Here is a 19,962-nt window from a genome sequence, read left to right as displayed (position 1 = left end):
GTTGGGGTGGGGGGAGTTGGGGGAGTGGGGGGAGGGTTCGGTGGAGTTGGAAAGGATTGTGGGGTGGGTGGGGGTGGTTGAGGATCGGGGGAGCCGCCTTGAGGAGGAGTGTTATGCGTGGAGTGTTGCGCGCTTTGCCGGTTGCGTTGGTTGGTTCGGTGTTGGGGTTTGGGGTGAGTTCGGGGGAGGCGCCGGTGGCGGCTCAGCCGGCGGTTCCGCTGGTGCGGGCTGTGCCGACGAAGGTGATGCCGATCGGGGACTCGATCACGGCGGGGGCCGATGCTGCGCAGGGTGGGTATCGGACGGACCTGTGGCAGTTGTTGCGGGCTGATGGGCGGCCGGTGGACTTTGTCGGGTCGGCGAGTTCGGGGTCGGCGGCGTTGGCGGACAAGGACAACGAGGGGCACGGTGGCTGGACGATCGAGATGATCCAGGGCAGTGTCGTCGGCTGGCTGAACACGTATCAGCCGGATGTCGTGACGTTGATGATCGGGACGAACGACATGCACACGGATGCGTCGTCGGGGGCTGCGCCGGGGCGGTTGTCCACGTTGCTGGACACGATCGCGCAGACGTTGCCGAACACGCAGACGTTCGTGAGCAGCATTCCGCCGATCAATGACGAGTTGAAGGACGCGCACGTCGACGCGTTCAACGCGACCATCCCGGCGATGGCGTCGGCGAAGGCGGCCGCGGGCAAGAAGGTGACGTTCGTGGACACGAACCAGGCCTTCTCGAACCCGTTCGACATGGCCGACGCGCTGCACCCCAACTACGGCTCGCTGTCGAAGGCCGCCGGCCTCTGGTACGGCGCTCTCACCGGTCAGCCCCTGGTCAGGCTGGAAGCCGAGCAGACGGCGAACGCGACCCTCACGCACGTGCAGACCGGTCGGATCACCTCGGCATCCGGCGGCGGCAAGGCGCGGTACATCGACTTCGACGACAGCGTCGTCGCCGTCACCTTCCAGGTCCCAACAGCCGGCAACTACCGAATCCGCGCCTGCGCCGCCAACGGCATGGGCACGAACTGCAGTCACAACGTCGCCGCCAACGGTGGACCACAGTCCACGGCCGTCTACCCGTCGTACGGCTGGGACCTGCTCGCGGTGTCGGCCGTCGACGTCCCCCTCAATGCCGGCCAGAACGTAGTCCGGTTCACCAAGGGGGACTGCTACAGCGAGCTCGACGCGATCGACGTCAGCCCGGTACCAACGGCCTGATGCTCTGCAATGTGTATTGTGCAAGAGTTCTTGTCTAACCGCTGGGCGATTCGGCGTCAGGAGGGGAAGGCGCAACGGCTCCCAGGACCAGGTGGGTCCGAGGAGCCGCTGGGCTACTTCACTGGGCGAAGCAGAAGCCCTGGGCTCCTACGCTCCAGCATTGGATTTGTTTGGTGGCGGTGCTGGAGTTGCCGGCTCGGTCGGTGACTTTTAGTTCGGTGGTGTAGGTCTTTTGGGCGTTGGGGTAGGTGTTGGTGGTTGTTGCGCCGGTGCCGGTTTTGCCATCGCCGAAGGTCCAGGTGTACGACGCGATGTCGTTGTCGGGGTCGGTCGAACCCGAGCCGTTGAAGGTGCAGGCTGCCCATTGGCATTGGACTGTGAAGGCGGCTTTCGGTGGTTGGCCGGTGGGTGGGGTGCCGGCTTGGACCTGCTTGGTTGTCGAGGCCGTTTTGCCGGCGGTGTCGGTGACGGTGAGTTTGACGGTGTAGGTGCCGGCGGTGGCGTAGGTGTGGGACGGGGTGGCGCCGGTGCCGGTCTGGGAGTCGCCGAAGTCCCAGGCGTAGGAGGCGATGGACGGTGCTGAGGCTGAGCCGTCGAAGGTGCAGGTGAGGGAGTTGGCGCAGTCGGCGGTGAAGGAGGCGGTGGGGGCGTCGGGGTCGTTGTACTTCTTGATGGTTTCGTTGGCCCAGTCGCCCATGACGCCGGTGAGTTTGCCCCAGGCGCCGTAGCTGCCGCAGCCGGTCTTGACCCAGGAGGCGACGCCGATGACGACGCCTTCGACGAGCATCGGGCCGCCGCTGTCGCCTTGGCAGATGCCGTCGTGGCCGTCGGCGTAGCCGGCGCAGATCATGTAGGCGTCGTTGAACGAGCCGAAGGAGCCGCAGGTGTTGCGGCCGTCGACGAGTGGGTAGTTCTCGACCTTCTTCAGGTGGCCGTACTCGTTCTCGCCGTCGCGGACCCGGCCGTAGCCGAGGAGCAGCGCCTTCTTGCCGGGGTCGTCGAGGGTGCCGTCGGCGGAGTTCGCGACGCGCGGGTACTGGTAGCCGGCCGGGACCGGGATGTCGGTCTCGGTGACCACGATGCCGACGTCCCAGCCCTGCTGCCAGCCGTTCGGCGGCTGGTAGTTCGGATGCTGCAGGTACTCCTTGACCGCGAGCTTGGTTCCGCCGGGCTTCGTCAGGTCGTCCGACCCGTACAGCATCGACTTCGCGCCGGCGCCGTCCTTGCAGTGCGCGGCCGTGACGATCACGCGGCGCGCGACGACGGCCGCCGTGCAGGTCTGGCCCTGTGGGCGGGAACCGCCTTCGCGGAGCATCGCGATGATGAACGGGTGGTCCCGGACGTAGGCCTGCTGCCCGCCGATGATCTGGGTGGTCGGCGGGTTCTCGTTCGGCAGGACTGCGTCGTACGACGGTGGGGCGGCGTACGCGAGTCCGGGGCTGAATGCGATCAACGTGGTGAGGGCTGCCAGTAGTCGTCTCATGACCGCAGGATCACCAGCGGCGGGGGACCGAACAATCCGCGCAGGGATAGGTAGGGCTACGCATCTATTACTACCTACCCGACTACGGATTGTTCCGCGGATCGCACGCCTCGACAGTGGCTGCAGATCCGAAGGAGGAACCATGCGTAGAAAGTCCATTGGGCTGTTCGCCGCCACCTTGGCGCTCGTCGTGGCCGGCGCCGGTCAGGTCCAGGCGGTGCCCACCGGCACCGTGCTGAACGCCGGTGCACCGGACACTGTCCCCGGTCTGTACATCGTCGGCCTGTACGGCGGTACGTCGGCCGCCGCATCGACAGTCGGGGGCGAGGCCGACGTACTGACCGATCGGTACGGCGGCACGATCCGCAACGTGTATTCGGCGGCCCTGCGTGGATTCGCCGTGAAGATGTCCGAGGGGCAGGCGCGGCGACTCGCGGCTGATCCGAAGGTCGAGTTCGTGCAGCAGTCGTTGTGGGTCCACCGGGCCGATGCCAAGGGCAACATGTTCGGCGCGCAGGTGGTTGCCGGGAAAGCGGCCGCGGGTGAGCAGCCGAATCCGCCGTCCTGGGGCCTCGACCGGATCGACGGCGTCAAGGACAGCGTCTACAAGTACCCGAACACCGGCTCCGGTGTCACCGTCTACAACACCGACTCCGAGCTGAACACCGACCACGTCGCGTTCGAGGGCCGGGCCAAGTCCGGGTACGACTTCGTCGACGAGGACGCGAACGTCAACGAGTGCAAGAACGCCACCGACCAGGGCCACGGCACGCACACCGCCGGTACGTCGAGCAGCGAGACGTACGGCGTGGCCAAGGACGTGACCGTGGTCGGGGTGAAGGTGCTCGGCTGTGATGGGAACGCCCCTGACGCGGACTCGATCCAGGGCGTCGACTGGGTCACGCAGAACGCGGTGAAACCGGCCGTGGCGAACGCGAGCTGGACCTCGGGCGGCGCGAACGCGGACCCCGAAGGCATCAACCGGGCCGTCAAGAACTCCATTGCCTCCGGCATCGTTTGGTCAGTTGCTGCTGGCAATGACAACGGCGGCAGTGCCTGTACGCCGAGTCCGGCAAAGGTGCCAGAGGCAATCACTGTCGCGTCGACGGACTCCAACGACAGCCGGTCGAGTTTCTCCAACATCGGCTCATGTGTGGACATTTTCGCGCCCGGTGGCAACATCACGTCGGCCAGCAACTCGAACAACAGCGGCAGCAAAGGCATGTCCGGTACGTCGATGGCCGCGCCGCATGTGACCGGCGCGGCGGCGATGTACCTGTCGGCGAACCCGAGTGCGACCCCGGCGCAGGTCCGCGACGCGTTGGTGAACATGGCGCAGGAAGGCAAGGTGCAGAACCCGGGCGCGGGTTCGCCGAACAAGCTGCTCGATGTCAGCAAGATCGGTGGTGGTCAGCCGGGCGGCCCGACTGCCTCGTTCACAGCGAACTGTGCGAACTCGCTGACCTGTGCCTTCGACGGGACCGCTTCGGCGCCCTCGATCGCATCGTACGCGTGGGACTTCGGTGACAGCCAGACGGGGACCGGCGCCAAGCCGTCGCACACCTACAGCACCGCCGGCACCTACACGGTGAAGCTGACGGTGACCGACGACGCGGGGAAGACGGGTTCCACGACGAAGCAGGTGCAGGCCGGTGCGCCGCCCGCGGGTCAGCCGCCGAAAGCGTCGTTCACGGTGCAGTGCCAGTGGGCGGTGTGCAGCTTCAACGGTTCAGGTTCGACGGATCCGGACAGCGACATCGCGTCGTACGCGTGGAACTTCGGTGACGGCAAGACCGGGTCCGGTGCAACGACAAGCAACACCTACGGCAACGCGCAGAAGACCTACACCGCCGAGCTGAAGGTGACCGACCGCAGCGGCAACACGAGCAGTGCATCCAAGCAGATCCAGTGCTGGAGTGTCGGAGCTCAGGGCTTCTGTTTCAGCCAGTAATGCGGCCGAGCTCGGAGCGGGAAACCGCTCCGAGTTTGCGCAGGACCTTCGCGACATGTTGCTCGACCGTTCGCGGTGACAGGAACAGCACCTCGGCGATCTCGCGGTTGGTGAGGCCCTGCGACACGAGCCGGGCGACATCCTGCTCCCGCGGCGACAACTCCAGCCCGTAACCCCGGCGACCGCGCCGCGACGGAGCCGGCGTACCGCGGGAGCGCAGGTCGTGCCGGCAGCGGGCTGCATCACGGGTCGCGCCCAGTACGTCGTACCAGTCGGCCAGCGCGGGCAGGTCGCGGCTCTCGGCCCGCTCCGCAGCCTGGGCGGCGAAGTAGACGGCATCCAGTGCCCGGTACGACGCCTCTGCCGATCGGTAATGCTCTGCGTCCCCAGTCACCTCGCCCCGGCAGGATGACAGCGCAGCCTGCGCGAGCGGGGCGTCGCGGCCAGCGATCCCGGCCGCGAACTCGTCGGTCAGCGCACCGGCCTCGGCGACCCGACCAGTCGCGAGCAGCGTGCTCACGGCGCCCGGAACGAGGTCGGCGGCCCAGACCCAGACGTCTTTGCGCCGGACCAGTTGCAGACCGCGCTCGACGATGGCCGAGGCGGCTGCCAGGTCGTCCTGTGCTAACCACATCCGCGCCAGCCCGGCGAAACCGCCGATCGCGATCGGGGTGATCGCGTCCGCTGGACTGTGCACGCCGGTGCGGCCGAGGTGCTCGGCTGCGGCCGGCCACTCGCCGCGGGTGATCGCGAGGAGGCCGAGGACCAGCGAGAGTTCGCTTGCTACCGGCAACAAGTCGCGGTACTCACCGAGCAGCCGGGTGGCGCGTTCGGCGAGGCCGGACCAGTTGCCGGTGTACCAGTCGAGCCGGACCTCGGTGGAGCGGGCGGTGCTGACCACGAAGGGGCTGCCGGCTTCTGCGGCCAGGCGGATCCCGCTGGTGAGGAATTCGCGGGCCTGGTCGAAACGGCCGATCGTCGTACAGGAGTCGGCCAGGTTGCAGCGGGTGCGGGCGAGCTGGCGGCGTTCGGCCTGGGACTCGACAGTGGTCGGGAGGGCGGTCAGATCGGACAGGACGTCCGGGTCGCCGATGGACAGTCGGGAGCCGAGCAGGTTGGCGAGCAGCGAGAACCGGATCTCGGGCTGGTCGCAATTGACCAGGTACTCCTCGACGCGCTCGAGCCAGGGGAGGTGCTCAGCCAACGGGGTGTCGCCGATGAACGTCGTACCGAGCAGGGCGGCGCCGCGGGCGGCGAGGTCGGGGCGCTCGGCGAGTTCGTCGACGGCCTGGCCGATCGTCTGGCGGGCCTCGGTGATCCGCCCGCTCTGGCGGACGAGCAGCCGACCGAGCAACAGCCGGACCTCGCCGCGGGCTGCCGTCGACAACCGATGGTCGCTCAGTACGCCGTCCAGGGTCGCGACCGGGTCGTGCTGATCGAGACCGGCGTACGCGACCGATCCGAGCTTGGTGGCCAGGCGGTCGACCTCGCGGGTCGGCAGGTCGGGTTCGGCGAGCAGTTGCTGGAGGAGGCCGGTGGCGACGGCGGGGTCGCCGACTTCGGTGGCTCGGTCGGCCGCCTCCTCGCCGTACCGGAGCCAGTCGGTACGGCGGCCTGCCCGGCGGCTGTGTTCGGCCAGCTGCACGAGTGGGGGCGGCTCGGTGCCGCGCAACGCGTCGATCGCGGCCAGGTGGAGTTGGCGGCGGGCGGGTCCTTCGAGGGAGTCGTAGACCGCCTGTTGAGCGAGGACGTGGCGGAAGCCGTACCGGTTCGGGCGGGTCTCGTGGAGTACGCCGGCCCGGGCGAGCTGGATGAGCGCGAGCTCGGCGTGTTCGGGGTCGATGCCTGCGACGACCGAGAGTTGTTCGTCTCCGGCCGGTACGCCGAGGACTGCGGCTGCGTGGACGATTCGGTGCGCGAGGTCGGGGAGTCCGGCGAGACGGTCGGCGAACGCGTCGCGGAGCAGGACGGGGACCTCGACCTCGTCGGGTAGCCGGGCGGCCGTGCCGTGGAGGGAACGCAGCAGCTCTTCGACGACGAAGGGGATCCCGGCGGTTCGCTCGTGCAGGCGGTCGGCGAACTCCTCGCTCACCGGCTCGTGCTCGAGGATGGCGGCCGCCAGGACCCGTACGGCGTCGACGTCGAGTGGGCGGAGTTGGAGGAGGATGCCGGCCACGTGGTCGGGCGGACGGTACGCCGTACCGAGGGGGAGGTGACCGGCGAGGTCCTCGCGGCGGTAGGTGATGACGACCGAGAGGTTCGGTGGCGGGTCGGCCATCAGGAAGCGGAGCAGTTGGCGGGTGCCGTCGTCGGCCCACTGCAGGTCTTCGACGACCAGGACCGCTGGGCCGATCGCGGCGAGCACCTCGCGGGTCGCGCGCAGGGTCCGGTGCCGCTCGGCGTGCGGGTCGCCGATCGGTTCGGGTTGTGGCGGGAGGAGGTCGGCCAACTCGGGGAGGAGCGGACGTAGGGCTCCCGCGAGCGGGCTGAGCGTGGGCAGGCGGGTCATGTTCGTGTGCGCCTTGCGCATCTCCAGGCTGGTGGCGGGCGCCTTATGCATGCCCACGCCGGTGCTCATGTCAGCCGAGGCCGATCGGGTCGGCGTGATGCGCGGAGCCAGGGACCGCAGGGCTTCGATGACAGCGCCGTACGGGAAGGGTTCGCGCAGCGGCTGGCAGTGCCCGACGAGGACCTTGAGGCGGGCGACCTCGGGGTGGGCGAGCAGTTCGTCGACCAGCCGGGTCTTCCCGATCCCGGCCTCGCCTTCGATCATCACCACGGTCGAGCGTCGCGGCACGGTCGAGACCAGCACCTCGAGCTCTTCGCTCCGGCCCACCAGAACAGGTGAGCTCGTGCGCAGCAGGAACGAGCGAGGCATGGTCACTTCCTCGGGGCGGCGAGGGGGTTACATCGTTGAGGGGACCTTAGTTCGTCACCGATCGTCGCGGAAGGACCTCAGCCCGTGAGCTTTCGGGTTGGTGGGGTGGCCTTGAGCAGCAGGTCGGCGATCAGGGCGTGGCCGGCCGCGTTCGGGTGGTCGCCGTCGGGGGCGAGCAGGTTGGTGATGTCAGGCGCGGTCTCGAACGGCGTGGCCAGATCGACGTACGTCGCGTGGGCGGCCTGCGCGGCGGTCGCGATCACCTGGTTGGTCGCCTGGGTCAGGGCTTCGGTCGCGTTCTGGCCCTGTTGCGGGTAGAGGTTGCGTGCGACTTGGCCGTCCTTGAAGACGTTCCAGTAGCCCGTCACCAGGATCTCGGGGGTGCGGTGGGTGTCGAGTTCGGTGATGCGGTCGAGGATGTCGCGCAGGTTGGCCGTCAGCCCGGCCAATTCCTCGGTGACGCATTCCGTCGTACAGCGTCCGGCGGTGACGTCGTCCTCGTGGCCGGCGAAGTCGTTGGCGCCGATAGTGAGCAGGACGTAGTCGGCGTCGGTGGCGGCCTGGGCTGCTTGTGAGCTGGAGCGGTCGAGCTCCTCGAGGAGGTCCTCGGAGTCGATGCCGCCGACACCGAAGTTGTGGACGGTGACGCCGGTGCCGTTGCGCTGCGCCAACAGGTCGCCGTACTCGGCGGGGAAGGCGTCGCAGTTGCAGTGGTAGCCCGACGTCACCGAATCACCGAGCGCGAGCACGCTCAGGTTGCCGGCGGGGATTTCGAGAGTTGCGGGTCGCGCGTCCGCCGCGACGGTCAGGGTGACCAGCGCGAACGTGACGGCGAGGAAGAGAAGTCTGCGCGTCACGCCGACCTATGGTGGGTTGGGGTGAGCTGGCTGACTAGCCAGGGGAAGGACTTGGCGAACGCCGGGCCGGCGAACTGCCAGACATGCGAACCGGGGGAGACCTGGACCGTCGACGGGATCCCGACCTTGGCCGCCTGACGGGACAGTTGGTGGGCCTCGCGCTGGTGGGTCTTCTCGGCGGTGCTGGTCAGGAACATGCCGCTGACGCCGGTGTACTTCCCGTGCGCCTGCATGACCTTCAGCGGCTCATTGGCCTGTTCCGACGCCACCGAGCCACCGTACAACTGGATCAAAGTGTCGTGGTCGTCGCCGCTGTTCGGCTCCAGATCACCGGAGATGTCGACGAAGTGCGTGAAGGTATCGGGGTGCTCGACGACCAGGTCGATCGCGCACGTCCCACCCATCGAGAACCCGGCGACCGCCCATTGAGCCGGATTCCGGGACGCTCCGAACGTCTTCTCGACGTACTGCGGGACGTCACGGTCCAGGTGTGTCGCGGCATTCCCGCGCGGGCCGTCGACGCACTCGGTGTCGTTGTCGAACGAGGCCGTCGCATCCACGAACACCAGTATCGGCGCAAAGCCGTGATGCCGCTGGGCATACGCGTCGGCGACATGGACGGCATTGCCCAGCCGGACCCAGTCGTGGGGCGCGCCGCGCTCGCCGCCGATCACCTCGACCACCGGCAACGCGGGGTGGTGCTTGCTGCGGAACCACACCGGCGGCAGGTAGACCAGCTCCGCGCGGTGGTCGAACCCGCTGTACGTCGCTGGGATGTCGACCGACACGAGTTTGCCCGCCTTCGGCAGGGTGTGCCCGCCGGAATCCTGCGCGAGACCCGTCATCGACACCTGGCCGGGCAGCGGCGCGTCGGTCCAGTCGCTCACCGCGGCATCAATCGTGGGGTAGTAACCCACGAACTGATTGACCTGGTTGGCGCACACGACAGTGGCAACACCGATCGCGAGGACCGCTATTCCCCGCCGCCACCACTGCGCACTCTGCCAGCCTGCGATCAGTACGACGAGCGCGGTCAGGCCGACCCCGAACCAGAACCACACCCCGAACGGCAGCGGGTCCGTGATCCCGGCCAACTCCGCTCCCGGGTACGACGCCAGCAGCGCGCCGACCGCGGAGAGCCCGATCACCAGCGGCAGCACGCGCGTTCGCCAGCGCCTGTCCCGCCATCCGATCGCCGTCACCAGCAATCCTGCCGCCACCAACTCCAGCGCCACCGGAAACCAGCCCCCGAGCAGCGACACCTCAGCCAGCCCCATCTCAGCCTCCCGATTCGAACAGTCCATCCGGGTGACGCCGAGGTTCCGCGATCGGTTGGCACACCCGATGTCTCCCAGATCACATCGAACCCTGAGCGTCGTACGGTTTGGGGCATGCCCGCTGAGCTGCTCGATCACCTTGTCCTGGCAACCGCCGATCTGGCCGACACGGTTGAGCGCTTCGCCGCCGCGACCGGAGTCGAACCGGTCGAGGGCGGTCGGCACGAGCGGTGGGGGACGCGGAACTTCCTGGTCGGGCTCGGCGGGACGACGTACCTGGAACTGCTCGGACCCGACCTGGACGCGAACCGGGAGCCGGCGTTCGACTTCGGCAGTGTTGGTGCCGGGCGGCTGATCACCTGGGCGATTCATCCCGCCGACATCGACGGCGTGCTGGCGACCGCGCGGGCGGCCGGGACCGATCTCGGGCGGATCGAGCCGCTGTCGCGGGAGACGCCGAGTGGTGAGTTGCTCAGCTGGCGGGTGAGCGTGGCTCCCGACTATCTGTACGACGGTCTGGTCCCGTTCCTGATCGACTGGGGGACGACGCCGCACCCGACCGCGACGTTGCCGACTGTTGAGCTGGTGAGCCTGCAGGCCTCCCACCCGGACGCCGATGGGCTGCGCGCGGCGTTGCGGGCTTTGTCGACGAGTCTGGAGCTGAGCACCGGACCGGCCGCGCTGACCGCGAGTTTCCGCGGCCCGCGCGGCGAGTACGCCGTCTCCTAGTTCGGCCAGCTCGTCGGGGCGCGGCCGAGGCGGATTCGTTGCGGGTGGTCGCCGACCGGGATCGAGAGTTGCTTCTGGCCGGTGGCGAAGCTGATCGCGGTGATCTGGTCGGCGCCGCTCTCGGAGATCACGCAGCTCTGACCGTCACCGCTGATCGTGGACCAGTACGGCTTCGCGGCCGGTACCAGCGGACCGTGGGTCAGGGCGGCGCGGTCGACGATCGTTGCGTAGTCGTCCATGGTTCCGGCGACACAGAGTTTCGTGCCGGCCGGGTTCATCGCCAGACCGTGGTGGCGGGAGTCGTTCACCCAGGTGGTCCGGTCCTCGCTGGTATTCGGGTTCTTCGGGAGTTCGAGCTGACGCGTGATGGTGTCCGAGGCGACGTCGTACTCGAGGAAGCCGTTGAAGAACGACACCTGGAAGTACAGCTTGGATTCGTTCGGCGTGAACGCAACCGGGCGGACGGCGTCGGACAGGTCGCTGCGGCCGAACGCGTTCAGCCGGTCGCGCATGTCGATCACCTTGACCACCTGGTACGTCGTCGCGTCGGCGACCGTGATCTTCCGGTCGCCCTTGGTCCAGTCCCAGCCGGGACCGTCGAGGGCGGTGTAGACGTCACCGATCGCGGAGTTCCAGATCTTGCCGTCGGAGGTGAACACGTTCTCGTGCGGTTTGTCGCCGGTCGGGAACGAGCCCAGCTCAGCCCCGGTCGCGGCGTCGAGGACATGCACGGTGTTCGAGGTCGACGCGGACACCGCGACCCGCCGCCCGTCCGGCGACAACGCCATGTGGTCGGCCCGGAACCCCGACACCGGGAACCGCCACTTCACCGCGCCGGTCGCGATGTCGATCGACACCACATCGGCGAAACTCGGCCGGGACGCGACAATCGCCGTACCGTCCGGGCTGCTGTAGAGGTCGTCGACGAGCTGGTCATGCCCCTCGCCAGGACCGTTGCGGATCCCGAGGAAGAAGCCGAGCTTGATCGGGTTGAGGTAGATCTCGGTCAGCCGCTCGGCCTTGTCGGGCACCATGTTGACCCGCCCGATCTTGGCGAAACCCCCGGCCGGCTGCAGGACGTCGGCCGTCCCTTCCCAGTTGTTCCCGACAAACATCACCGGTCGCAACGCCGCAGTATCGGCCGAGGCGGCAGTGGTCAGACTCCCGGCGGCCAGACCGGCCAGCACCAGCCCGATCAACGGCGGCCGATGCCATCTGCTCCGCGGACGAGCATGGCGAGCAACAGAACGGCGTACGGGCAAGAGACTCATCGACAACTCTCCCAGGGGGCGGCGGGACGTTGGGTGAGCAAGAGGTTACCGTGAGGTACCTTCACTTTTCCAGGGGCGAGATCATCATGAGACCTCCTTGAAGCGCCGCTCCGATCGACTGGTCCGACACAGTCGGCAAAGGAGTGCGGAGATGGCGATGCGAAGAGTCCTGCTTGTTCTGCTCGGTGTGGTGCTGACGATGGGCACGCTGACGGCGCCGGCGAGCGCGGTGCCACGCCAAGAGGTGTACTGGCGCCCGATCCCGTACAACGGCCAGAAATACCAGACCGTCCGCCTCGACTGCCCGGCCGGCATGAAGGCCACGGGCGGCGGCGTGATCGGCGACGGTGTGCCGCATATCTCCGGCAGCCGGTCGGTGGGCAACGGCGCGGGCTGGGAGTTGATCGTCTGGCAGGAGAATCCCCGCGACCTGAACGTGACGATCGCGTGCTGGAGTGGGCTGACCCAGTTCACCTCCCTGACCACCTGGACGGACGTTGCTCCGGGTGCGATCGGCTCCGCCTCGAATCTTTGTCCCGCTCGTTCGCGGACCTTCCTCGGTGGTGGCGCCTACGCGTCCGACCCCTCGATGCCGCTGAAGAACTTCGCGTCGTACTACGACTACGGCTGGCAGGCCAGCTACCGGAACACGACCGCAGTGCAGCAGCGGGTGTACGTGCAGGTGATCTGTGCCGAAGGGCTGACGGCGCGCCGGTGGGAGACGACGCGCGGCGAGCACATGACCGACTCGTTCATCTCCGCGACCTTGTACTGCCCGGCGGGCACCGACGTGGTGAGCGGCGGTGCGCTGGGGCCGAATGTCGAGGGTCAATGGGTGCTCAGCCCGACCGAGACGATCACTGGCTGGGAAGTCGCCTCCGAACGCGAAGGCGATGACACCTTCTTTCAGGCGCGCGTGTTGTGTGCGTACTGAGGCCGAGTGATCAGTTGGACGGAAAGACGAGTTCGCTTGCGTCCGGGGTGGCCGAGCGCCGGCTGATCCGGCAGGTGACGTCTTCGGCGGTTTGGACCGTGCAGGTGACCAGGTCGGCGGGTGGGCCGGCTGTCGCGGCGAGGAAGGTGTCGGCGGACAGCCAATGGCCGAAGCGCTGCGGTGGAGTGCCGGCCAGGTTCCGGCGGCCGCCGTTGCTGTTGTAGATCCGCAGGGGCGTGGCGCCGGCCTTGAGTGCTACGTAATGACCCTTCGGCGAGACTGCGGCCACGATCTCCTCGACGGCCCCGGAGAAGTTCTGCACCGACCCGCCGGTGCCGGTGCGGTCGGAGAATCCGATGTACGCGGACTCGTGGCCGAGACCGGCGGCCACGAAGACGAGATGGCCAGAGCCGAACGTGACGATCGACTGCTGATCGCTCGGCGTCGACATGACGCGCCCATTCCCCGTGCGGAGGTCGACCTCGTACATGTCTTGCTGGTACTCCAGGTAGACGTAGTCGCCGTCGACTGCGACGAGGTGTCCCAGCGCCGGGCGATCGGCGGTCGGCGCGCTGAGGGTGCCGACGTGGTCGAGCTCGAAGATGGTGGCGCCGGTCTGGAGATTCTTGACGACCGTGCGGTAGCCGTCCGGCGTGCGCTGCTCCCAGCCGGCCAGCTCACCTGAGGCGACCAAGCGTGATTCGGGTGCCAGCTCGGCCAGTTCGCGGACCTTCTTTCCGTCGGTCACCCGAAGAGTCTGGGAGCCGACGGCGGTGAACAGGATGCCGGCATCGGACAGGACGAGCCTGCTGATCTTCTGGGCGCCGGTATCGATCGTGGCGTCGCCACTGTGGATGGTGCCGCCGACGGCATACGTGGCCTGCCGTTCACTGAAGTACGCCGGGGAGTCGGCCGGCGCGGGACTGTTCGTGCGGACGACTGTCAGCCCGGTCGCGACGACACCGACCACGGCGAGCGCCGTACCGAGGATGGAGCCGGCCCGGCGCCGGCGCAGGCGGCGGGTACCGGTGGCCATGATGGTGTCGAGGTCGAGTGGCGGCGGTTCGGTCTCGGTGGCGCGGCTGGTCAGGGTTTCCTTGAGGAGATCTGTCATCGGCCGGCTCCTGCCGTGTCCAGGGGGAGTACGTCGTCGCCCAGGCGGGCACGGAGTTTGGACAGCGCGATCGACACCTGACTCTTCACGGTGCCGACAGCGCAGTCGAGGACCTCGGCGGTCTGTGCCTCGGTGAGGTCCTCGTAGTAGCGCAGGACGAGGGCGGCTCGCTGACGCGGTGGGAGCTGGAGAAGTTCGTGCCAGAGCCACAGCCGGGTGCCGCTGTCCTCCGCGGGAGCAACCGTGTCCGGCAGGTCGCCGTGCGGACGCTCGTGGTACGACTTGCGCCGCCACCAGTCGATCGCGGTGTTGGTGATGACCTTGCGCGTATAGGCCTCGGCGGCGTTCCGGTCCCGCATTCGGCGCCAGGCGACGTACGTCTTGATCAGGGCTTCCTGGACCAGGTCGTCGGCCAGGCCGCGGTCACCGGCGAGCAGGTACGCGTACCGGTAGAGGGCTCCGTGCCGCCCGCGCGCGAACTCGGCGAACTCCTCGCTCATCGGGTTCCTTCCGTGGGCTGTGTTGTCGATCGCCCTGACGGGATCACGATGTCAAAGGGTTGGATCACCCGGAAAACATCGCTGTACGTCGCCACGGAGTCACCGTGTGTCGCAGACCAGTTGTTGACTGGTCCCGTTCGACAATGTCGAACGGCGGGCGTTGTGGTGGCCGCCTCATGCTCCTAGATTCCAGCCAGCCGTGGTCGTCACGGTGGTCTTGAAAAGGAAGGGAGGCCAGCCGGTATGGCTACGACCGAAGCGGTCAAAGCGAAAACCCTTCTGGGGGAGTGTTCTGCCGAGCTCGCGGGCACGTTCATCCTGATCCTGTTCGGCTGCGGTGTGGTGGCGCAGGTGGTGGCCGGCGGGATCGGTGACCACGACTCGATCGCATGGGCGTGGGGACTCGGTGTGACACTGGGCATCTACGTGGCGGGCCGGATGACCGGCGCGCATCTGAACCCGGCGGTGACGATCGCCCTGGCGGCGTTCCGCGGGTTCAGCTGGAAGAAGGTGCTGCCGTACTCGGTGGCGCAGTTCCTCGGAGCGTTCCTGGCGGCGCTGGTAGTTCGGTGGAACTACACCGAGGCACTCAACAAGGTCGACCCCGGGCTGACGATCAAGACCCAGGGCGTGTTCTCGACCCTGCCGGGTAACGGCAGCCTCGATCTGAACGTGCACCTGTGGGACGGGTTCCGGGACCAGATCATCGGTACGGCGATCCTGATGTTCGTGATCCTGGCGATCACCGACCTGCGCAACACCGCCCCGGCGGCCAACCTGGCGCCGTTCGTCGTCGGCCTGCTGGTGGTCGGCATCGGGATGGCGTGGGGCACGAACGCCGGGTACGCGATCAACCCGGCGCGTGACTTCGGTCCGCGGCTGGCGTCGTTCTTCACCGGGTACGGGGGAGCGTTCAAGGATCAGTTCGGGGACGTCTATTTCTGGGTGCCGATCGTGGCACCGATCATCGGCGCCCTGGTCGGCGCGTTCCTCTACGACCTGCTGGTCGGGCGCAACCTGCCGATCGCGGACGAGGACGAAGAGCCCGGCCGCATCCCTGAGGAAAACGCAGCATGACGAATCGTGAGGAGTTCTAATGGCCGACTTCGTCGGTGCCGTCGATCAGGGCACCACGAGCACCCGCTTCATGATCTTCGACCACTCCGGGAACGAGGTGGGCAAGCACCAGCTGGAGCACGAGCAGATCCTGCCGCAGGCCGGCTGGGTCGAGCACAACCCGACCGAGATCTGGGAGCGGACCAGCTCGGTCATCCAGACCGCGCTGAACGCCAACGGCCTGCACGCCAGTGACCTGGCGGCGCTCGGGATCACCAACCAGCGCGAGACGGCCGTGGTCTGGAACCGCAAGACCGGCCGCCCGTACTACAACGCGATCGTCTGGCAGGACACCCGCACCGACCGGATCGCCTCGGCCCTCGAGCGCGAGGGCAAGGGCGACGTGATCCGGCAGAAGGCGGGGCTGCCGCCGGCGACGTACTTCTCGGCCGGCAAGGTGCAGTGGATCCTGGAGAACGTCGACGGTGTGCGCGCCGCGGCCGAGGCCGGGGACGCGATCTTCGGCAACACCGACACCTGGTTGCTGTGGAACCTGACCGGTGGCGTCAACGGCGGCGTACACATCACCGATGTGACGAATGCCAGCCGGACCATGCTGATGAACCTCGAGACCCTGGACTGGGACGACGAGCTGATCAGCTTCTTCAACATCCCGCGGCAGATGCTGCCGGAGATCCGGCCGTCGTCGGACCCGAACAAGTACGGCGAGACGCTCGCGAACGGCCCGCTCGGTGGCGTGGTTCCGTTGACGGGTGACCTCGGCGACCAGCAGGCCGCGACCGTCGGCCAGGTCTGCTTCAACCCGGGCGAGGCCAAGAACACCTACGGCACCGGTAACTTCATGCTGCTGAACACCGGTACCGAGCTGGTCCGGTCGAAGTCCGGTCTGTTGAGCACGATGTGCTACAAGTTCGGCGACGAGGCGCCGGTCTACGCGCTGGAAGGTTCCATCGCGGTGACCGGGTCGGCGGTGCAGTGGCTGCGCGACCAGCTCGGCATCATCTCCGGTGCGAGTGAGACCGAGACGCTGGCCCGGCAGGTCGAGGACAACGGCGGCGTGTACTTCGTCCCCGCGTTCTCCGGTCTGTTCGCGCCGTACTGGCGCTCGGACGCCCGCGGCGCGATCGTCGGGTTGTCGCGGTTCAACACCAACGCTCACCTGGCGCGCGCAACACTGGAAGCGATCTGCTACCAGAGCAAGGACGTGACAGACGCGATGGCCAAGGACTCCGGCGTGCAGCTGGACGTGCTGAAGGTCGACGGCGGTGTCACGGCCAACGAGCTGTGCATGCAGATGCAGGCCGACATCCTCGGCGTACCGGTGAGCAAGCCGGTCGTCGCCGAGACCACGGCCCTGGGTGCGGCGTACGCGGCCGGCCTGGCGGTCGGGTTCTGGAAGAACAAGGAAGAGCTCGTCCAGAACTGGAACGAGGACAAGCGGTGGGAACCGCAGTGGAACGACGAGCAGCGCAGCAAGGGCTACGCGGGCTGGCAGAAGGCCGTCTCGCGCACCCTCGACTGGGTCGACGTCGACTAAGTAACTAGTACAAGGAAGAGGGAGCAGCACAGTGGCGGTAGTGGCTCTGTCACCGCAAGCAAGGGCCGACGCGATCGACGCGCTGGCCGACGGACGAGAGCTGGACGTCCTGGTGATCGGTGGCGGGGTGGTCGGCACCGGCGCGGCGCTCGATGCCGCGACCCGGGGCCTGACCACCGGACTGCTGGAGGCGCGCGACTTCGCGAGTGGTACCTCCAGCCGGTCCAGCAAGCTGATCCACGGCGGTCTGCGCTACCTGGAGATGCTCGACTTCCGACTGGTGCACGAGGCGTTGCAGGAGCGCGGCCTGCTCCTGCAACGCCTGGCACCGCACCTGGTCAAGCCGGTGCCGTTCCTCTACCCCCTCCAGCACCGCTGGTGGGAGCGGTTCTACGCCGGCGCCGGCGTCGCCCTGTACGACGGGATGGCGGTCAGCTCCGGTCTCGGCGCCGGCCTGCCGATCCACAAGCACCTGACTCGTCGCGGCGCGATGCGACTGGTCCCTTCGCTGAAGAAGTCGGCGCTGGTCGGTGCACTCATGTACTACGACGCGCAGGTCGACGACGCGCGCCACACGATGGAGCTCGCGCGGACAGCGGCGTCGTACGGCGCTCATGTCGCGAACCGGGTCAAGGTGACCGGGTTCCTGCGTCAGGGCGAGCGAGTCACCGGTGTGCAGGCGAAGGACCTGGAGAGCGGCCGTGAGTTCGAGGTTCGCGCCAAGCAGGTCGTGAACGCGACCGGTGTCTGGACCGACGACACCCAAGCCATGGTGGGGGAGCGCGGTCAGTACCACGTGCGCGCCTCGAAGGGCATCCACCTGGTCGTGCCGAAGGACCGCATCCAGTCCAGCACCGGCATGATCCTGCGCACCGAGAAGTCGGTGCTGTTCATCATCCCGTGGGGTCGGCACTGGCTGATCGGCACCACCGACACCGACTGGAACCTGGACAAGGCGCATCCGGCCGCGACCAGCAAGGACATCGAGTACCTGCTCGACCATGTCAACTCCGTCCTGACCACGCCGCTGACCCGCGAGGACGTCGAGGGTGTGTACGCCGGTCTGCGGCCGCTGCTGGCCGGTGAGTCGGAGAGTACGTCGAAGTTGTCGCGCGAACACGTGGTCGCGCACGCTGCCCCGGGGCTCGTGGTCGTTGCCGGTGGCAAGTACACGACGTACCGGGTGATGGCCAAGGACGCGATCGACGCAGCCGCCGCCGCTCTCGATGGCCGGGTGCCGAAGTCGGTCACCAAGACGACTCCGCTGGTCGGCGCCGACGGTTACCAGGCGCTGTGGAACCAGCGGCACCTGATCGCGCAGCGGTCCGGTCTGCACGTCGCCCGCATCGAGCATCTGCTCAACCGGTACGGCGCTCTGGTCGACGAGGTGCTCGCGCTCGTCGAGGAGGACCCGTCGCTGGGCGAGCAGTTGCCCGGCACGCAGGACTACCTGCAGGCCGAGATCGTGTACGGCGCAAAGGCCGAAGGCGCGCGGCACCTGGACGACGTACTGGCCCGGCGGACCCGGATCTCGATCGAAGCCTGGGACCGCGGAGTCGGCGCCGCCGAAGCCGCAGCCCGGCTGATGGCTCCGATTCTCGGCTGGGACGAGAAGGCGATCGAGCGCGAGGTGTCGTTCTACGTGCGACGCGTCGAGTCCGAGCGCGCCTCGCAGGACCAGCCCGACGACGAGTCCGCCGACAAGGTCCGTCTGGAGGCGCCGGACATCGTGTCACCGGCGTAACACTGCTGCCGGGGGGCACTGTTGTTGCTCCCGGCTACAGTATCCCGTATGGGTCTGACTGAGCGGTTGGAGCTGGGCGAAGCGGAGATGTACTGGGCGCTGTCGCAGTGTCCGCCGGACGTCGTCGAGCTGCTGGGCCTCAAGGTCCAGCGCTTCGATCGGGGTGTGGTGCTGGCGCTGAGCAACGACCCGACGCAGTACTGGTCGCAGGCGCACGGGCTGGGGTTCGACCGGCCGATCGACAGCGCGCTGATCGGCGAGGTCATCGACTTCGCCCGAGCCGCCGGCGGCGACGTGATGAACTTTCACCTCGCACCCGAGGTGCTGCCGGAGGACTGGGCGCAGATCTGCGCCGAGCATGGGCTGACGGCGGGTGGGACGTTGATGAAGACCGTCCGGGAAGCGAGTCCGGTCAAGCCGGTCGAGACCGATCTGCGGATCGGCCCGATCGGTCCGGATGACGCGGCCACGTGGACCGCGATCCAGATCGAGGGCTTCGAGATGCCCGACGAGGACGGCTCACAATCGGCGCTGTTCCACTCGTTCACCCAGATGCCCGAGGTGACCGCGTACGGCGCCTGGGACGGCGACACGATGGTCGCCGGTGCGGCACTGTGCGTCGTCGGTGACGTCGCGGAACTGGTCAGCGACGCGACATTGCCGTCGTACCGGGGTCGTGGTGCGCAGTCCGCGCTCCAAGCGCGACGGCTGGAGGACGCGTACGCCGCCGGCTGCCGCTGGGCCTCCTCCGAAACGGAGAAGCCGGGCTCGGACGAGCACAACTCCTCCCTGGCGAACATGGAACGCCAGGGACTGCAGCTGGCCTACGAGCGCCCGATCTACACCTGGCACGCGTGAGCGCGGGCGGGGAGTCGCCTCCCCGCCCACGTCAGGTCAGCCGACCGTCACGGTGTAGTGCGCGCCGTCGTCGGTGAATTCATACGTGCCGGCGCCGTTGATGCGCTTGGCGCCGAGGTTGTCGTCGTCGTCCGGGAAATCGCCTTCCATCACCGTGAGCACCTTGCCCGGCTCGATCGGAATATCGGCAATGTCCTTGTCGTCGCCGTTGGTGAACTGAACCGAATTCATGATAACGGTGCCGTCGACGGTCAGATAAATGTCGTCCGCACCGGTGTTGTCCTCCTGCTGGTGACACTTGATCCGGGTGATCTTCAACGCCTGTGTCCCGTCCGCCGAAGCCTGCGCCAGCACTGGCGCCACACCCATCGACGACACCGCGAGTGCAGCGACCGCCAGAACTCTGGTTACCGAAGACATTTCATTTCCTCCCGAGTTGATGTGCATTCCCCGGGACCTTAGGCGCAGCTCTGTATCAAGCGTTTGAATGTCACATCACGATTACCGCTCTTCGATCACCCTGGAAAGGCTT

Annotated in this window: 16 protein-coding genes; 8 read left to right on the top strand and 8 right to left on the bottom strand. The window is 67.7% G+C overall.

The window, feature by feature from the left end; genetic code table 11:
• Positions 1-113 precede the first annotated feature (113 nt).
• The gene (locus ABD231_RS38700) at positions 114-1,220 is read left to right on the top strand and encodes a GDSL-type esterase/lipase family protein (protein WP_344164223.1); all 1,107 of its coding nucleotides are present in this window, start codon (positions 114-116) and stop codon (positions 1,218-1,220) included.
• A 118-nt stretch (positions 1,221-1,338) separates the two neighbouring features.
• On the opposite strand, the gene ABD231_RS38695 is transcribed toward ABD231_RS38700, so the two are convergent.
• Entirely contained in the window at positions 1,339-2,703 is a 1,365-nt protein-coding gene (locus ABD231_RS38695; RefSeq protein WP_344164220.1) for a PKD domain-containing protein, read from the bottom strand.
• A gap of 142 nt (positions 2,704-2,845) precedes the next feature.
• Between ABD231_RS38695 and ABD231_RS38690 the strand changes: the two genes are divergently transcribed.
• Positions 2,846-4,654: a S8 family serine peptidase gene (locus ABD231_RS38690; protein WP_344164217.1), complete on the top strand. Its 1,809-nt coding sequence runs from the start codon at positions 2,846-2,848 to the stop codon at positions 4,652-4,654.
• On the opposite strand, the gene ABD231_RS38685 is transcribed toward ABD231_RS38690, so the two are convergent.
• The 3 genes from ABD231_RS38685 to ABD231_RS38675 form a co-directional block, all read right to left on the bottom strand.
• Complete coding sequence (locus tag ABD231_RS38685; RefSeq protein WP_344164214.1) at positions 4,644-7,532, bottom strand: ATP-binding protein; 2,889 nt, start codon at positions 7,530-7,532, stop codon at positions 4,644-4,646. The genes ABD231_RS38690 and ABD231_RS38685 overlap by 11 nt on opposite strands.
• A gap of 77 nt (positions 7,533-7,609) precedes the next feature.
• Positions 7,610-8,389, bottom strand: coding sequence for an SGNH/GDSL hydrolase family protein (locus ABD231_RS38680; protein ID WP_344164211.1), 780 nt, complete (start codon positions 8,387-8,389; stop codon positions 7,610-7,612).
• Positions 8,386-9,666 (bottom strand): alpha/beta hydrolase, encoded by a 1,281-nt coding sequence (locus tag ABD231_RS38675; protein WP_344164208.1) that lies wholly within the window; start codon positions 9,664-9,666, stop codon positions 8,386-8,388. The genes ABD231_RS38680 and ABD231_RS38675 overlap by 4 nt, the downstream gene beginning before the upstream one ends.
• Before the next feature lie 114 nt (positions 9,667-9,780).
• On the opposite strand from ABD231_RS38675, the gene ABD231_RS38670 reads away from it, so the two are divergent.
• Positions 9,781-10,395, top strand: a complete 615-nt coding sequence (locus ABD231_RS38670; RefSeq protein ID WP_344164205.1) for a VOC family protein — start codon at positions 9,781-9,783, stop codon at positions 10,393-10,395.
• Here the strand turns inward: ABD231_RS38670 and ABD231_RS38665 are convergent.
• Positions 10,392-11,666 carry a YncE family protein gene (locus ABD231_RS38665; protein WP_344164202.1) on the bottom strand — a complete coding sequence of 425 codons (1,275 nt, stop codon included), beginning with the start codon at positions 11,664-11,666 and terminating at the stop codon, positions 10,392-10,394. The genes ABD231_RS38670 and ABD231_RS38665 overlap by 4 nt on opposite strands.
• Positions 11,667-11,817: 151 nt before the next feature.
• Between ABD231_RS38665 and ABD231_RS38660 the strand changes: the two genes are divergently transcribed.
• Positions 11,818-12,600: a hypothetical protein gene (locus ABD231_RS38660; RefSeq protein WP_344164199.1), complete on the top strand. Its 783-nt coding sequence runs from the start codon at positions 11,818-11,820 to the stop codon at positions 12,598-12,600.
• A 10-nt stretch (positions 12,601-12,610) separates the two neighbouring features.
• Here ABD231_RS38660 and ABD231_RS38655 read toward each other — a convergent pair whose 3' ends face one another.
• Together ABD231_RS38655 and ABD231_RS38650 are read right to left on the bottom strand one after the other, a co-directional pair.
• On the bottom strand, positions 12,611-13,714 hold the full coding sequence (locus ABD231_RS38655) for a hypothetical protein (protein ID WP_344164196.1): 1,104 nt from the start codon (positions 13,712-13,714) through the stop codon (positions 12,611-12,613).
• Positions 13,711-14,214, bottom strand: coding sequence for a SigE family RNA polymerase sigma factor (locus ABD231_RS38650; RefSeq protein WP_344164193.1), 504 nt, complete (start codon positions 14,212-14,214; stop codon positions 13,711-13,713). Before ABD231_RS38650 ends, ABD231_RS38655 begins: the two co-directional genes overlap by 4 nt.
• 243 nt (positions 14,215-14,457) lie before the next feature.
• Between ABD231_RS38650 and ABD231_RS38645 the strand changes: the two genes are divergently transcribed.
• From ABD231_RS38645 to ABD231_RS38630, 4 genes are read left to right on the top strand one after another with little or no spacing between them, the layout of a single operon-like run.
• A complete protein-coding gene (locus tag ABD231_RS38645) occupies positions 14,458-15,291 on the top strand; it encodes an MIP/aquaporin family protein (RefSeq protein WP_344164190.1) in 834 nt (277 codons plus the stop codon).
• 19 nt (positions 15,292-15,310) lie between these two features.
• Positions 15,311-16,828 (top strand): glycerol kinase GlpK, encoded by a 1,518-nt coding sequence (gene glpK / locus ABD231_RS38640; protein ID WP_344164187.1) that lies wholly within the window; start codon positions 15,311-15,313, stop codon positions 16,826-16,828.
• Positions 16,829-16,859: 31 nt separating this feature from the next.
• The gene (locus tag ABD231_RS38635; protein ID WP_344164184.1) at positions 16,860-18,572 is read left to right on the top strand and encodes a glycerol-3-phosphate dehydrogenase/oxidase; all 1,713 of its coding nucleotides are present in this window, start codon (positions 16,860-16,862) and stop codon (positions 18,570-18,572) included.
• 48 nt (positions 18,573-18,620) lie between these two features.
• Positions 18,621-19,430, top strand: coding sequence for a GNAT family N-acetyltransferase (locus tag ABD231_RS38630; protein ID WP_344164181.1), 810 nt, complete (start codon positions 18,621-18,623; stop codon positions 19,428-19,430).
• 36 nt (positions 19,431-19,466) lie between these two features.
• On the opposite strand, the gene ABD231_RS38625 is transcribed toward ABD231_RS38630, so the two are convergent.
• Positions 19,467-19,877 (bottom strand): hypothetical protein, encoded by a 411-nt coding sequence (locus tag ABD231_RS38625; RefSeq protein ID WP_344164178.1) that lies wholly within the window; start codon positions 19,875-19,877, stop codon positions 19,467-19,469.
• Between the last annotated feature and the right edge of the window lie 85 nt (positions 19,878-19,962).

Source organism: Kribbella yunnanensis (genome assembly GCF_039529655.1).
GTDB lineage: Bacteria > Actinomycetota > Actinomycetes > Propionibacteriales > Kribbellaceae > Kribbella > Kribbella yunnanensis.
The sequence above is the reverse complement of the archived record's forward strand: the minus strand, read 5'-3'. Positions and strand labels throughout refer to the sequence as shown.

Excerpts from the sequence above, each read along its gene's own strand:
- ABD231_RS38630 (WP_344164181.1), top strand. The coding sequence starts at position 18,621 with ATGGGTCTGACTGAGCGGTTGGAGCTGGGCGAAGCGGAGATGTACTGG.
- ABD231_RS38670 (WP_344164205.1), top strand. The coding sequence starts at position 9,781 with ATGCCCGCTGAGCTGCTCGATCACCTTGTCCTGGCAACCGCCGATCTG.
- ABD231_RS38655 (WP_344164196.1), bottom strand. The coding sequence starts at position 13,714 with ATGACAGATCTCCTCAAGGAAACCCTGACCAGCCGCGCCACCGAGACC.
- ABD231_RS38690 (WP_344164217.1), top strand. The coding sequence starts at position 2,846 with ATGCGTAGAAAGTCCATTGGGCTGTTCGCCGCCACCTTGGCGCTCGTC.
- ABD231_RS38675 (WP_344164208.1), bottom strand. The coding sequence starts at position 9,666 with ATGGGGCTGGCTGAGGTGTCGCTGCTCGGGGGCTGGTTTCCGGTGGCG.
- ABD231_RS38685 (WP_344164214.1), bottom strand. The coding sequence starts at position 7,532 with ATGCCTCGCTCGTTCCTGCTGCGCACGAGCTCACCTGTTCTGGTGGGC.
- ABD231_RS38645 (WP_344164190.1), top strand. The coding sequence starts at position 14,458 with ATGGCTACGACCGAAGCGGTCAAAGCGAAAACCCTTCTGGGGGAGTGT.
- ABD231_RS38660 (WP_344164199.1), top strand. The coding sequence starts at position 11,818 with ATGGCGATGCGAAGAGTCCTGCTTGTTCTGCTCGGTGTGGTGCTGACG.
- glpK (WP_344164187.1), top strand. The coding sequence starts at position 15,311 with ATGGCCGACTTCGTCGGTGCCGTCGATCAGGGCACCACGAGCACCCGC.
- ABD231_RS38650 (WP_344164193.1), bottom strand. The coding sequence starts at position 14,214 with ATGAGCGAGGAGTTCGCCGAGTTCGCGCGCGGGCGGCACGGAGCCCTC.
- ABD231_RS38700 (WP_344164223.1), top strand. The coding sequence starts at position 114 with ATGCGTGGAGTGTTGCGCGCTTTGCCGGTTGCGTTGGTTGGTTCGGTG.
- ABD231_RS38695 (WP_344164220.1), bottom strand. The coding sequence starts at position 2,703 with ATGAGACGACTACTGGCAGCCCTCACCACGTTGATCGCATTCAGCCCC.
- ABD231_RS38625 (WP_344164178.1), bottom strand. The coding sequence starts at position 19,877 with ATGCACATCAACTCGGGAGGAAATGAAATGTCTTCGGTAACCAGAGTT.
- ABD231_RS38665 (WP_344164202.1), bottom strand. The coding sequence starts at position 11,666 with ATGAGTCTCTTGCCCGTACGCCGTTCTGTTGCTCGCCATGCTCGTCCG.